We start from the raw sequence: 13,681 nt of genomic DNA, 5'->3' as shown, positions 1-13,681 counted from the left end.
GTGCGTCTGGGCTGTTTCGCTGGTGGTTATCGTATTCGGCAGGGGACATGGCACGGCCCCGGTAGGACGACAAGAATTATGCCGGATTATGCTTATGCCTCATTCTATGATTCCTGCCCAATGACGCAAATGCCGCCTGCGCCTCGGTCGGGGCAGGGCCGGCAACACGGCAACAGATCAGCCGCGGCCCTGCCGCCTCGATCGGCGCATGGCCTTGCCTTATCCCGCGTTTTCTGGGTAATGGAACGCTACCGTGCGGCTCGCAAGGCCGCTTGTTCCCTCGGCTCTTCGGCTGGCTGCAATGGCCGGCCACGAGATCAAGACAGGGCCTGTGCATGATCAGATTTGGCCTGCTCGGGTGCGGGCGTATCGCCAAGCGTCATTCCGATCTCCTGGGTGGCAATCACATCGCGGGAGCGAGCCTGGTTGCGGTCTGCGATCCGATCCGTGCGCGCGCGGATGCGGTCGCGGGCAAGTTCGGCGTTGCTGCCCATTACGACATGGACGAATTCCTGGCCCGCAAGGATATCGACGCGGTTGCCGTGCTGACGCCGAGCGGGCTGCATCCCGCGCATGTGATCGCCTGTGCCAGGGCAGGCAAGCACGTCGTGGTCGAAAAGCCGATGGCGCTGCGGCTGCAGGACGCCGACGACATGATCCGCGCCTGCGACCAGGCCGGCGTCAAGATGTTCATCGTCAAGCAGAACCGCTTCAACGTGCCTGTGGTCAAGGCGCGTGAGGCGCTCGATGCCGGCCGCTTCGGCAAGCTCATCCTGGGCACGGTCCGGGTGCGCTGGTGCCGCGACCAGGCCTATTACGACCAGGACGATTGGCGCGGCACCTGGGCCTATGACGGCGGCGTGCTGACCAATCAGGCGAGCCATCATGTCGACATGCTGGAGTGGTTCTTCGGCGACGTGGTGAGCGTGCATGCGCGCGCGACGACGGCGCTGGCCAGGATCGAAACCGAGGACACCGCGGTCGCGACGCTCAAGTTCCGCAACGGTGCGCTCGGCATCATCGAGGCGACCACCGCGGCGCGCCCGACCGACCTCGAGGGCTCGCTGTCGATCCTCGGCGAAAACGGCACCGTCGAGATCTCCGGTTTCGCGGTCAATCAGATCCGGCACTGGCGCTTTGTCGACGAGCTGCCGTCGGACAAGGACGTCGTGGAGAAGTTCTCGGTCAACCCGCCCAACGTCTACGGCTTCGGCCATCAGGCCTACTACCATCACGTGGTCGATTGCCTGGAGAATCAGCGCGCGGCGCTGGTCGACGGGCTCGAGGGCCGCAAGAGCCTGGAGCTGATCTCGGCGCTCTATGAGTCGATCGAAACCGGCGAGGAAGTCGCGCTTCGCTTCACGCCGCGCCTGAGCCGGTTGGGTGTCGTTTCGTGAATCGGCCGGAAGTGCATCAGGCCAGCGTGCGCGATGTCGCGTTCGGCGAACGCGTCAAGATCGTCGAGCCCTGCAATCTCTATGGCTGCACGCTCGGCGACGATTGCTTCATCGGGCCTTTCACCGAAATCCAGAAGGGCGTGGTGGTCGGCGCGCGCACCCGTGTGCAGTCGCATGCCTTCGTCTGCGAGCTCGTCACCATCGGCGAGGACTGCTTCGTCGGGCATGGCGTGATGTTCGTCAACGACACGTTCTCCACCGGCGGTCCGGCGCGCGGACGCAAGGAGCTGTGGCGCGAGACGGTGATCGGCAACCGGGTGTCGATCGGCTCCAACGCCACCATCATGCCGGTCAGGATCGCCGACGACGTGGTCATCGGCGCGGGATCCGTGGTGACCAAGGACATCACGATATCAGGCACCTATGCCGGCAATCCGGCGCGCCGGCTGCTGGCGAGCCAATAGGGCAACAGGGGAATACCGATGGCTGTGCCGTATGCCGACCTGCAACTGCAGTACCAGTCGATCAAGGGCGAGATTGATGCGGCGATCGCCGGCGTGATCCGCGACAACGCCTTCATCCGCGGCGGCTATGTCGACGCCTTCGAGCGCGAGTTCGCCGCAGCTGCGGAGGTTGCGCATTGCGTGTCTTGCGCCAACGGCACCGACGCGCTCTACCTCGCCATGCGCGCGCTGAAGGTGCAGCCGGGTGACGAGGTGATCACGACGGCGCATTCGTGGATCTCGACCGCGGCGATGGTCACCCATTCCGGCGCCACCGTCGTGTTCTGCGACACCGACGACGCGACGTTCACGATCGATCCGGCCGCGATCGAGGCGGCGATCACGCCGCGCACGGTGGGCATCATCCCGGTGCATTTGTACGGCCAGCCCGCGGACATGGACGCGATCATGGCGATCGCGCGCAAGCACAAGCTCTGGGTGATCGAGGATTGCGCCCAGGCCCATCTCGCGCGCTACAAGGGCCGCATGGTCGGCACCTTCGGCGAGGCCGCGACCTATTCATTCTATCCCGGCAAGAATCTCGGCGCGATGGGCGACGCCGGCGCGGTCGTCACCAACGATGCGGCGCTCGCCGAGCAGATGGCAATGTTGGCGCGCCATGGCGGGCTGGTGAAGCACCAGCACCATATCGAGGGCATCAACAGCCGGCTCGACGGCATGCAGGCCGCGATCCTCTCGGCCAAGCTGCCGCACCTCGAAGCGTGGACCGAGGCCCGGCAGGCCGCGGCCGAAGTCTATGATGCCGGCCTCAACCAGATCGAGGACGTTGTGGTGCCCGAGGTCGCGCCGGCGCGAAGCCACGTCTATCACCTCTACACGATCAGGCATCCGCGCCGCGACGCGCTCGCCGCGCACCTGAACGCCAATGGCGTGCAGATCGCGATCAACTACCCCACCGCACTGCCGTTCCTGCCGGCCTATGCGCGGTTCGACCACCGGCCGGAGCAGTTCCCCAACGCCCATCGCGACCAGGGCCGGATTCTCTCGCTGCCGATGTTCGCCGAGATCACGCGCCAGCAGCAGGACGAAGTGATCGAGTTGGTTCGAAAGTTCTGATCGCGATTGCCGTCGCACACCGCGCGCGGGGCTCAGTCTCGCCGCAGCAACGGCCTCAGGAACTGCTCCAGGTTGGAGCCCGGGAACAGGTAGCCTTTCAGGCCCGCCGCGCGCGCGGCCTCGAGATCGGTCGGCTGGTCGCCGACCAGAAAGCTCCGCTCAACGTCGACCGGAAAGCGCGCCAGCAGGTCGTTGATCATGCCCGGCGCCGGTTTGCGGCGATGGCTGACCTGCCCATATCGCTCCACGGTGCCTTCAGGATGGAACGGGCAGTATTCGAAGGCGTCGATATGCGCGCCGATCTTGCCGAGCTCGGCGGCCATCCACTCATGGAGTTGCTGGATATGCACCTCCTCATAGAGGCCTCTCGCAACGCCTGACTGATTGGTCACGACAAACGCAAAATAACCCCTGTCGTTGACGGCCTTCACCGCCTCGCGCGCGCCGTCGATCCAGATCAGCCTGTGGCTTTCGAACAGATAGCCGATATCCCTGTTCAGGACGCCGTCCCGATCGAAGAAAACCGCCGGCCTGCGCGGCTGATCTCCGGAAGCGCTGCTCATGAGGTGATGATCCCGTCTCCGCGCGGCATGAGCCAGTTCAATAGTTCACAATGCCGCGCGCGACAAATGCGGATTGACCAGGCCAGGGATGGTCGCGATGCCTATCGCTCGTCCGCAATCACCTTGCCGTCGTTCGGCAGCGAGCCCGCAGCGACCAGCTCGACCGCGCCGCCGAGTTTTGTCACTGCACGCAGTGTTGTCGCAACTTCGCCCTGCAGGGCCTCCGGCGCTGAGGCGCATTCGGCTTTCAGCGTCATTGCATCGGCCTCGCCGGCGCGCGTGACCACGAGGCGGAGCCGTCCGAGCTCCGGGTGGCGCTTGCCGATCTCCGCGATCTGCTCGGGGCGGACAAACATGCCCTTCACCTTGGTGGTCTGGTCGGCGCGGCCCATCCAGCCCTTGATGCGCATGTTGGTGCGTCCGCACCGGCTCGCGCCGGGCAGGGCGGCGGTCAGGTCGCCGAGCGCAAGGCGGATCCAGGGATGATGCGGGTCGAGCGAGGTCACCACGATCTCGCCGACATCACCCGGCGCGACGGGATCGCCGGTGCCGGGCTTGACGATCTCCAGGATCAAATCCTCGTTGACCGTCATTCCCTCGCGGGCCGGCGTCTCGAATGCGATCAGGCCGAGATCGGCGGTGCCGAACGCCTGGTAGGCTTCGACGCCGCGCGACTTCATCTCCTCCTGCAGCGATTTGGGGAATGCCGCGCCTGACACCAGTGCGCGCTTGATCGAGGACACATCGCGGCCGGCGGTCGCGGCGGCATCGAGCAGGATCTTCAGGAAATCAGGTGTGCCGCTATAGCCGACCGGGCGATAGGCCTCGATCAGCTCGAATTGTTGCTCGGTGTTGCCCGGTCCCGCCGGGATCACGGCGCAGCCGAGCGCCCGCGCCGAGGCGTCGAAGATGAAGCCCCCGGGGGTGAGGTGATAGCTGAAGGTGTTCAGCACCACGTCGCCCTCGCGAAAGCCCGCCGCAAACAGCGCCCGCGCGCCGCGCCAGGGGTCTGTCTGGCGGCCTTCGGGTTCGAAGATCGGTCCGGGCGAGGTGAACAGCCGGGCGAACGAGCCGGGCGCATCGGCCACAAAGCCGCCGAACGGCGGGGCGGCCTTGTGCAGGGCCGGCAATTCCGACTTGCGCAGCACCGGCAGGCCCGCCAGCGCCTCCCGGCTGGTGATGGATGCGGGATCAATGCCCTGCAGCAGATTGGCATAGGCGGGCGCGGCCACCGCCTTGCCCAGCACCTCCGGCAGCCTGGCGAACAGGGCGGCCTCGCGCTCGGCCGGATCGCGCGTTTCAAGGGCGTCGTAATGGTCGGTCATGGCAGGTCCTTTGGCAGGTCCTTGAGAGGATTTGCGCAGGTGGCGTGCCGGTCCGCCCGTGCTATCAGACGGTGACCGCTGAGGTTGGGACGGTTCCAGGGAGCACGATGGCTGAGGCAGAGAGCTTTGCGGCGGACGGAGCCGCCGACGTGGTCGCAAGGTTGAAGCGCCGCATCATCGACCAGGCGCTGCCGCTGTGGTCGACCACAGGCTGGGACGGCGCGGCCGGCGGCTTTGTCGACCGCTTGCATCAGGATGGGACAGCCGATCACGCAGCTCCACGCCGGACCATGGTGCAGGCGCGCCAGATCTATTGCTACGCCAAGGCCGCTCAGCTGGGCTGGTATCCGGAAGGCCGCGCGATCGCGCTGAAGGGGCTGGACTACCTGCTCGCCAAGGCCAAGGCGCCGGACGGCCGGCCGGGCTTCGTCTACAGCCTGACGGCGGAAGGCGGGGTGTTTGACCCGCTGCGCGACACCTACGCCCATGCCTTCGTGCTGCTCGCGCTGGCGACCGCCTACGGCCTCGACCAGGACGCCCAGATCCGCGCCGAGATCGACGCGCTGCTGGCGTTCCTCGACAACCAGCTGCGCTCGCCCCATGGCGGTTTCCACGAAGGCTTGCCGCCGTCGATGCCGCGCCGGCAGAACCCGCAGATGCATCTGTTCGAGGCGATGATCGCCTGCTTCGACGCGACGCACGATTTGTCGTTCCAGAACCGTGCCGGCGATTTCTTCGCGCTGTTCCTGGCGAGCCTCTACGACAAGCAGACCCGCACGCTCGGCGAATATTTCGAGGAGGATTGGTCGAAGATCCCGCCGGTCAGCGTTGAGCCCGGGCATCTTGCGGAATGGGTCTGGCTGCTCAAGGGATTTGAGCGGATCACCGGCTGCCCGACCGGGCGCCCGCGTGGCGAGCTGTTGGCCTCCGCGCTGCGCTATCGCGACGGGGCCACCGGCTGCCTGATCGACGAGGGCGACGCCGAGGGTAACATCCGCCGCCACACCAGGCGGCTGTGGCCGCAGAGCGAGCTGGCGAAGGCCTGGATCGCGCAGGCTGAATCGGGCGAGGCTGGCGCGGCGGACCAGGCGCGCGCGGCGCTCGTGCTGCTGGAGCGGCACTATCTCAGCCATCCCGTGGCCGGCGGCTGGTACGACCAGTTCGACCGCGACGGCAATTCGCTGGTCGCCACGATCCCGGCGTCGTCGTTCTACCATGTGCTCTGCGCGGTCACCGAAGCCGAGCAGGTGCTCGGCTAGAGGCGCCTTGCTGGTGTGATGCGTTCTCTGCACGCGAACCGATCCTCAACTCCGCGCGAAAACGCGCCACGGCCTCACAGCCAGCGCTTGCGCCGCTTGAAGCTCTTCAGGTTCTTGAAGCTCTTGCGCTGGTCGCCGGCGCCGCCGAGGTAGAATTCCTTGACGTCCTCGTTGTCGCGCAGCTCGTCGGCGGAGCCGTCGAGCACGACCTTGCCCTGTTCCATGATGTAGCCGTGGCTCGCGACCGATAGCGCCGCGCGCGCGTTCTGCTCCACCAAGAGGATCGTGACGCCGAGATCGCGGTTGATCTCCTTGATGATCGCGAACACTTCCTTGACGAGGAGCGGCGACAATCCCATCGACGGTTCGTCCATCAGGATCATCTTCGGGCGCGCCATCAGCGCGCGGCCGATCGCGAGCATCTGCTGCTCGCCGCCCGAAAGATAGCCGGCGAGGCCGGTGCGTTCCTTCAGGCGCGGGAAATATTTGAACACCATGTCGATGTCGGCGGAAACCTCGCCGTCGCGCCGCGTGAAGGCGCCGAGCCGCAAATTCTCCAGCGACGTCATGTCGGCGACGATGCGGCGGCCTTCCATCACCTGGAAGATACCGCGGCGGACGATCTTGTCCGGATCGATGCCGTTGATGCGCTGGCCCTCGAACAGGATCTCGCCGCGGGTGACCTCGCCGTCCTCGGTCTTGAGCAGGCCGGAGATCGCCTTCAGCGTGGTCGATTTACCGGCGCCGTTGGCGCCGAGCAGCGCCACGATCGCGCCCTTCGGCACCTCGAGGCTGAGGCCGCGCAGCACCAGGATGACGTCGTCATAGACGACCTCGATGTTGTTGACGCTGAGCAGCGGCGGCGGCGGGACGGCCGTCGGCCCTGGGCGGGTGGCTTCGAGGGTTTCGTTCATGGCTCTGGTTCACCCCTCGATGTCATTGCCGGGCTTGACCCGGCAATCCATCGATCGGAAGACGTTTTGTCTTGATGGATGCGCGGGTCGAGCCCGCGCATGACGATTTGTGTGTTCGGTCGGATTACGACCTCACCAGCCAAACCATTCCGGCTTGCGCGGCAGTTCGACGGTCTTCACCTTCTCGAGCTTGATCGTGCCCTTGCCCATCAGGTCGTTGATGTCACCATCGGTCGCGCCGGACACCTTGGCGCGATAGAGATCGACCTTGGTCGTCGGGCGATGATCCTTCTCGGTCCAGCTCGAGGGATTGCAGACGCCGTCCATGCCTGCCGGCACCCAGTCCTTCTTCTGGTAGAAGCCCTTGGCGACGTTCTCGCCGGTGGCGCCGCCGTTCTTGGCGGCCCAATCCAGCGCTTCCTTCATGTAGAGCGCGCTGCAGACTGCGGCGATGTAATGCACCGGGCGATAGACCTTGCCCGACGGATCGGACATCTTCGAAATCTCCATCACCGTCTTCATGCCGGGCGCATTGCCGCCCCAGCCGACCGCTGTGCGCAGCGGGAAGATCACGCCGTCGGCGGCGTCGCCCGCGGTCTTGGCGGCGTTCTCATCCATGCCCCAGACGTTGCTGAGGAACTGGACGTCGACGCCGGCGGTCTTGCAGGCCTTCATGACCGAGATGTTGGAGGCCGCGGTGTTGCCCAGATAGGCGTAGTTGGCGCCGGCGCTCTTCAAGCTGAGGCACTGCGCCGAGTAGTCGCCGGGCGACAGCGCGAACACCAGCGGCGGCAGCACCTCGAAGCCGAGCTCGGTCGCGAGCGCCTCGCCGGCGGCCTTCGGCGCGTTCGGATAGGGATGGTTGGCGCCCATGTGGACGAATTTGGGCTTGCCGGGCTTGCCCTTCGCCTTCCAGTCCTCGGCCGCCCAGGTCAGCTCGGCGCGCAGCGCGTCCGAATAGCTCGGACCGTAGAAGAAATTGTAGGGCGCCGGCTTGGCCTTGCCGCTGGTGCCTTCGGGATCGGTCAGCGCGGCGGCATAGGAGCCCGACATGTCGGGGATCTTGTCCTGCGCGAGGAAGCCGGTCAGCGCCTCGGTATCAGCGGTGCCCCAGCCCATGATCGCCGCGACCTTGCCGTCCGGCGCCGACCACTTCTTGTACAGCGCGATCGCGCGCGGCACCTGGTAGCCATAGTCGTTGCTGTCGACGCTGAGCTGCTTGCCGCCGACGCCGCCATTCTTGTTGACCCAGGCGAAGGTATCGGCAACGCCCTGGCCATAGGGCGTGCCCACGTCGGAGGTGCCGCCCGAGAGGTCCTGCAGATGGCCGATGGCGATCTGGGCCTGCGCGGTGGCGGCGGCGCTGCCGATCAGCAGCGCAAGCGAGACCGAGCTCAAAAGGGATCTAATCGTCATTTTTGTTTCCTCCTGCTTATTCGTTGAACCGAATTTGAGTTGCCCGATGCGTCAGTGCGAGAACGGATAAAGCTTCCAGTAGGCCTTGATCTGCCGCCAGCGATGCGCGAGCCCGTCCGGCTCGAACATCAGGAAGCCGATGATGATCAGGCCGATCGCGATCTCGCGCAGGAAGGTGATGTTGTTGTTGAGCTGCAGCGCCTTGTCGATGGCGCCGCCCTTCAGCCAGGCGCTCAGCCATTCCATCGATTCCGGAAGCAGCACCACGAAGGCCGTGCCCATCAGCGTGCCCATCACCGAGCCGGTGCCGCCGATGATGACCATCGCGAGGAACAGCACCGAGCGCTCGATGCCGAAGCCCTCCTGCGAGACCACGAGCTGATAATGCGCGTAGAGCGCGCCCGCGATGCCGGCAAAGAAGGCGGCGAGCCCGAACGACAGCGTCCGGTACTTGGTGAGGTTGATGCCCATGATCTCGGCAGAGAGATAGTGGTCGCGGATCGCGACCAGCGCGCGGCCGTCGCGGGTGCGCATCAGATTGGTGACCAGGAGATAGCTGACCACCATGTAGGCGAGCACGACGTAGAAATACTGCCGGTCGCCGCGCAGGGTGTAGCCGAAGATCGAGAACGGATTGGCGCTGGCCGGTACCGAGCCGCCCGAGAACCATTCGGCGCGCGAGAAGAAGTCGAGCAGGATGTACTGCGCGGCGAGCGTCGCGATCACGAGGTAGAGCCCCTTCAGCCGCGCCGCCGGCACGCCGAAGATCAGGCCGACCAGCGCGGTGACCACGCCGGCAAGCGGAATCGCGAAGAACACCGGGATCGGCGCGTTGTTGGAAATGTAGGCCGAGGTGAACGCGCCGAACAGGAAGAACGCGGCGTGGCCGATCGAGATCTGGCCGGTGAAGCCGACCAGGATGTTGAGGCCGAGCGCTGCGATCGCGAAGATGCCGATCTGGATCGCGATCGAGAGCAAATAATTCGACAGCAGCATCGGCGCGAAGCAAGCGAGCGCGATGCCGGCAATCGCGAAATTGCGGCTGGTCGCGGTCGGGAAGATCGTGGTGTCGGCCGCGTAGCTGGTGCGGAAATCGCCTGACGGAATGAGGGTGCTCGTTGCCATGGATCAGACCCGCTCGATGTCCTTGGTGCCGAACAGGCCGTACGGCTTGATCATCAGGATGATGATCAGGACGTAGAACGGCGCGATCTCGTAGAGATTGCCCCAGTGCAGATACTGGCTGTCGACATATTGGGCGACGTTTTCCAGAAGCCCGATGATGATGCCGCCGAGCACGGCGCCGCCGACCGAGTCGAGCCCGCCGAGGATCGCAGCCGGAAACACCTTGATGCCGTAGGCGGAGAGGCCGGACGACACGCCGTTGACCACGGCGACCACGACGCCGGCGACCGCCGAGACCGTGGCCGAGATCGCCCAGGCCATCGCGAACACGCTCTTCACGGAGATGCCGAGCGACTGCGCGACCTGCTGGTTGAAGGCGGTGGCGCGCATCGCGAGGCCATATTTGGAAGCGCGGAAGAACCAGGCCATGCCGACCATCATGGCGAGCGACACCACGAGGCTCATGACATAGACGGTCTGGATCTGCAGTCCGAACAGGCTGACCGCCTGGCTCTGGAATACGCGCGGGAACGGCTGCGGGTTGACGCCGAAGATCCACTTCAGCGCGGCCTGGAACACGGTGGAGAGGCCGATCGTCACCATGATCACCGAGATGATCGGTTCGCCGATCATCGGACGCAGGATCACGACCTGGATCGCGATGCCGAAGATGAACATGAACACCAGCGTGATCGGCATGCCGACCCAGAACGGCACCTGATACTTCGTCAGCAGCGCCCAGCATACCCATGCGCCGACCAGGAGCAATTCGCCTTGCGCGAAGTTCACGACCTGCGTCGCCTTGTAGATCAGCACAAACGACATCGCGACCACGCCGTAGAGCGTGCCGACCACGAGGCCGTTGACGATCAGCTGGATCAGGAACTGGGTGTTCATGGGGTGTGACCAGGTTTGCAGTTCGTCATCGCCGGGCTTGACCCGGCGATCCATCGAAAAGGATGGCCTTCTCTGCGAAGCAGATGGATGCGCGGGTCAAGCCCGCGCATGACGACCAGATGTGCGGAACGAGCGCATTGAATGATCATTCCGCGGCCTCCGCGATCGCGGCGTGGCCGAGATCGACGACCTCGAGCGTGGTGCGGACGCGCTGCGTCGAGCCGTCCTGGAAGCGGATCACGGTGTCGACCGGGATCTTGGCCTTGCCGCGGTAGATCGCGTCGATGATGTCGGCGTATTTCTCGTTGATCACGCCGCGGCGCACCTTGCGGGTTCGCGTCAGCTCGCCGTCGTCGGCGTCGAGCTCCTTGTACAGCAGCAGGAAGCGCGAGATGCGCTGCGCCGGCGGCAGCGTGGCGTTGACCGTCTCGACCTCCTTCTTCAACAGCGCATAGACCTCGGGCCGCGAGGACAGGTCGGTGTAGGTCGTGAACGAGAGCCGGTTCTTCTCCGCCCATTTCGAGATGATCGAGTAGCGGATGCAGATCATCGCGGCGAGCGCGTCGCGGCCGGCGCCGAGCACGACGGCTTCGGCGACATAGGGCGAGAACTTCAGCTTGTTCTCGATATATTGCGGCGAAAAGCGTTCGCCGCGCGAGGTCTCGGCGAGATCCTTGATGCGGTCGATCACGACGAGCTGCCGATTGTCGTTGTAGTAGCCGGCGTCGCCCGAATGCATCCAGCCGTCCTTGATGTCGGCGACTGACGCTTCGGGGTTCTTGTAGTAGCCGTGGAACATGTTGGGGTGCCGCACCACGATCTCGCCGACGCCGTTGACGTCGGCATTGTCGATGCGGATCTCGATGGTGTCGGCCATCGGGACACCGGTCGTGTCGGGATCGACCTTGCCCTCGGGATGCAGCGTGTAGGCGCCGAGCAGCTCGGTCTGGCCGTACAGCGTGCGCAGCGGTACGCCCATCGCCTGGAAGAACTTGAAGGTGTCCGGCCCGAGCGCCGCGCCGCCGGTCGCCGCCGAGCGCAGCCGCGTGAAGCCGAGCCGGTCGCGCAACGCGCGGAACAAGAGCTGGTCGGCGAGCACGGAGCGCTTGCCCTCGGCGAGCGCCGCAAGCCCGGCCTTCATGCCGAGATCGTAGAGCCGCTGCTTGAACGGCGAAGCGTCCATCACGCCGGCGCGGACGTCGGCCGCGATCGATTCCCAGACCCGCGGCGCAAACAGCACGAAGGTCGGCGCGATCTCGCGGAAGTCGTGCATCATCGTGTCGGGCTCTTCGACGAAGTTGACCTTCATCCGCGAGAGCAGCGCTTTGCCGAGCGCGTAGATCTGCTCCATGATCCAGGGCAGCGGCAGCACCGAGACATATTCGTCGTCCGGCCCCTTCGGATCGAAGGCGAGATAGGTCGCGCAGTGCCGCAGCACGCGCCCGGCCGAGAGCATCGCGAGCTTCGGATTGGCCGTCGTGCCCGAGGTCGTGCAGAGGATCGCGATGTCTTCGCCCTTGGTTTGGTCGACCAGCCGCTCATACAGCCCGGGTTCGCGCGCGGCGCGATCGCGGCCGAGCGCTGTGAGCTTGCTCGCCTCCATCAATCGCGCATCGTCGTATTTGCGCATGCCGCGCGGGTCGGAATAGACGATGTGCTTGAGATTGGGCACCCGGTCGGCCAAGCCGAGCAGCTTGTCGACCTGTTCCTCGTCCTCGGCGAAGACCAGCTTGGCTTCGCCATAGGTCAGGAGATAGGCGGCTTCCTCGTCCAGCACGTCGCGGTACAGGCCGAGGCTCATCGCACCGATCGCGTGGCCGGCGATCTCGGCGGCGACCCAGTCCGGCCGGTTGTCGCCGATGATGCCGATCACGTCGCCGCGGCCGAGGCCGAGCTCGACCATGCCGAGCGCGAAATCATGGGTGCGGCTCTGGTAGTCGCTCCAGGTGAATTCGCGCCACAGCCCGAAATCCTTCTCGCGCAGCGCGATCTCGTTGCCGTGCTCCTTCGCGTTGAGGCGAAGCATCTTGGGGAAGGTGTCGGCCTGCGCGGCGCGACCGGCATAGTCCATCATGCCGCGCTCTCCCGCACCGCCGGCTTGTCGTCGGGGTCGACCAGCGCCTCGTCCTCTTCGCCGAGATAGGCGCGCTTGACGTGGGGATCGGCCAGCACGGTGGCCGGATCGCCCTCGGCGATCTTGCGGCCAAAGTCGAGCACCATGACGCGGTGGGAGATGTCCATCACGACGCCCATGTCGTGTTCGATCATCATCACGGTCATGCCGAACTCTTCGTTGAGATCGACGATGTAGCGCGCCATGTCCTCCTTCTCTTCGAAGTTCATGCCGGCCATCGGCTCGTCGAGCAGGATCAGCTGCGGCTCGAGCGCCATCGCGCGGGCGAGTTCGACGCGCTTGCGCAGGCCGTAGGGCAGGGTGCCGGCGGTCGCCTTGCGCACCGATTGCAGGTCGAGGAAGTCGATGATCTCCTCGACCTTGCGGCGGTGCTCCAGCTCCTCGCGGCGCGCGCCGGTCAGCCAGTACAGCGATCCCGTGATGAAGTTGTTCTTCAGGAGGTGATGGCGGCCGACCATGATGTTGTCGAGCACGCTCATATGGTGGAACAGCGCGAGGTTCTGGAAGGTCCGGCCGATGCCCAGGCGAGGCCGCGCGTTCGGGGTGAGGCCGGTGATGTCCTGGCCGCGATAGAACAGCTGGCCTTCGGTCGGCCGGTAGCGGCCGGAGATGCAGTTGACGATCGAGGTCTTGCCGGCGCCGTTCGGGCCGATGATGGAGAACAGCTCGCCCTCGTTGACGCCGAAGCTCACTTCGGTCAGCGCGCGGACGCCGCCAAAGCGCAATGAGACTCCGCGCACCTCGAGACTGTTGGCCACCCTGTTCCCTCCAGATACCGGCGCTTTGCGCGCTCTTTATCTTCGCTTCGATCTTACATCTCGATCTTACATGGGCCGCCGATGGGAGACCATCCGACTAATGAGGCCGGCGTCCGGGAGCATCGCTCGCCCCGATCGCCTGCGTCATGCGCGGTAACGCCGCACCCGCCTGCAAGCCCGGACTCACGCTGTCCGCCCGCAGCGATCCATCAAGGAGCGTGCGCGCGGCGTTACGCGAGGTGGCTCTGAATACGAGAAAGCGATAGGTTGAATTGTCATGTGCCCGACAATTGGTCAGGAATTTTCGCTGGCA

12 protein-coding genes are annotated in these 13,681 nt (G+C 65.4%); 4 read left to right on the top strand and 8 right to left on the bottom strand.

Annotated elements, in window-relative coordinates; genetic code table 11:
• Window positions 1-335 precede the first annotated feature (335 nt).
• From BI327_RS06605 to BI327_RS06595, 3 genes are read left to right on the top strand one after another with little or no spacing between them, the layout of a single operon-like run.
• Window positions 336-1,397 (top strand): Gfo/Idh/MocA family protein, encoded by a 1,062-nt coding sequence (locus tag BI327_RS06605; RefSeq protein ID WP_076858893.1) that lies wholly within the window; start codon window positions 336-338, stop codon window positions 1,395-1,397.
• Window positions 1,394-1,861: an acyltransferase gene (locus BI327_RS06600; protein ID WP_076858892.1), complete on the top strand. Its 468-nt coding sequence runs from the start codon at window positions 1,394-1,396 to the stop codon at window positions 1,859-1,861. Before BI327_RS06605 ends, BI327_RS06600 begins: the two co-directional genes overlap by 4 nt.
• A gap of 18 nt (window positions 1,862-1,879) precedes the next feature.
• The gene (locus BI327_RS06595) at window positions 1,880-2,977 is read left to right on the top strand and encodes a DegT/DnrJ/EryC1/StrS family aminotransferase (protein WP_076858891.1); all 1,098 of its coding nucleotides are present in this window, start codon (window positions 1,880-1,882) and stop codon (window positions 2,975-2,977) included.
• Window positions 2,978-3,009: 32 nt separating this feature from the next.
• On the opposite strand, the gene BI327_RS06590 is transcribed toward BI327_RS06595, so the two are convergent.
• Window positions 3,010-3,540, bottom strand: coding sequence for an HAD family hydrolase (locus BI327_RS06590; RefSeq protein WP_076858890.1), 531 nt, complete (start codon window positions 3,538-3,540; stop codon window positions 3,010-3,012).
• Window positions 3,541-3,641: 101 nt separating this feature from the next.
• On the bottom strand, window positions 3,642-4,865 hold the full coding sequence (locus tag BI327_RS06585) for a phenylacetate--CoA ligase family protein (RefSeq protein ID WP_076858889.1): 1,224 nt from the start codon (window positions 4,863-4,865) through the stop codon (window positions 3,642-3,644).
• Window positions 4,866-4,972: 107 nt separating this feature from the next.
• Here BI327_RS06585 and BI327_RS06580 point away from each other — a divergent pair, with 107 nt between their 5' ends.
• Entirely contained in the window at window positions 4,973-6,124 is a 1,152-nt protein-coding gene (locus BI327_RS06580) for an AGE family epimerase/isomerase (protein WP_076858888.1), read from the top strand.
• 74 nt (window positions 6,125-6,198) lie between these two features.
• On the opposite strand, the gene BI327_RS06575 is transcribed toward BI327_RS06580, so the two are convergent.
• The 6 genes from BI327_RS06575 to BI327_RS06550 all read right to left on the bottom strand — a co-directional run bounded on the left by BI327_RS06575 (window position 6,199) and on the right by BI327_RS06550 (window position 13,368).
• Window positions 6,199-7,038: an ABC transporter ATP-binding protein gene (locus BI327_RS06575; RefSeq protein ID WP_029084718.1), complete on the bottom strand. Its 840-nt coding sequence runs from the start codon at window positions 7,036-7,038 to the stop codon at window positions 6,199-6,201.
• A gap of 132 nt (window positions 7,039-7,170) precedes the next feature.
• Window positions 7,171-8,454 (bottom strand): ABC transporter substrate-binding protein, encoded by a 1,284-nt coding sequence (locus BI327_RS06570; RefSeq protein ID WP_076858887.1) that lies wholly within the window; start codon window positions 8,452-8,454, stop codon window positions 7,171-7,173.
• Window positions 8,455-8,505: 51 nt separating this feature from the next.
• Window positions 8,506-9,579: a branched-chain amino acid ABC transporter permease gene (locus tag BI327_RS06565; RefSeq protein ID WP_076858886.1), complete on the bottom strand. Its 1,074-nt coding sequence runs from the start codon at window positions 9,577-9,579 to the stop codon at window positions 8,506-8,508.
• A 3-nt stretch (window positions 9,580-9,582) separates the two neighbouring features.
• Window positions 9,583-10,476 (bottom strand): branched-chain amino acid ABC transporter permease, encoded by an 894-nt coding sequence (locus BI327_RS06560; RefSeq protein WP_076859286.1) that lies wholly within the window; start codon window positions 10,474-10,476, stop codon window positions 9,583-9,585.
• Between the two features lie 145 nt (window positions 10,477-10,621).
• A complete protein-coding gene (locus BI327_RS06555) occupies window positions 10,622-12,550 on the bottom strand; it encodes a long-chain fatty acid--CoA ligase (RefSeq protein WP_076858885.1) in 1,929 nt (642 codons plus the stop codon).
• Entirely contained in the window at window positions 12,547-13,368 is an 822-nt protein-coding gene (locus tag BI327_RS06550) for an ABC transporter ATP-binding protein (RefSeq protein ID WP_076858884.1), read from the bottom strand. The genes BI327_RS06555 and BI327_RS06550 overlap by 4 nt, the downstream gene beginning before the upstream one ends.
• Window positions 13,369-13,681 lie beyond the last annotated feature (313 nt).

Source organism: Bradyrhizobium mercantei, assembly GCF_001982635.1.
GTDB classification, from domain to species: Bacteria; Pseudomonadota; Alphaproteobacteria; order Rhizobiales; family Xanthobacteraceae; genus Bradyrhizobium; species Bradyrhizobium mercantei.
This window is presented reverse-complemented; position numbering and strand designations above follow the sequence as displayed.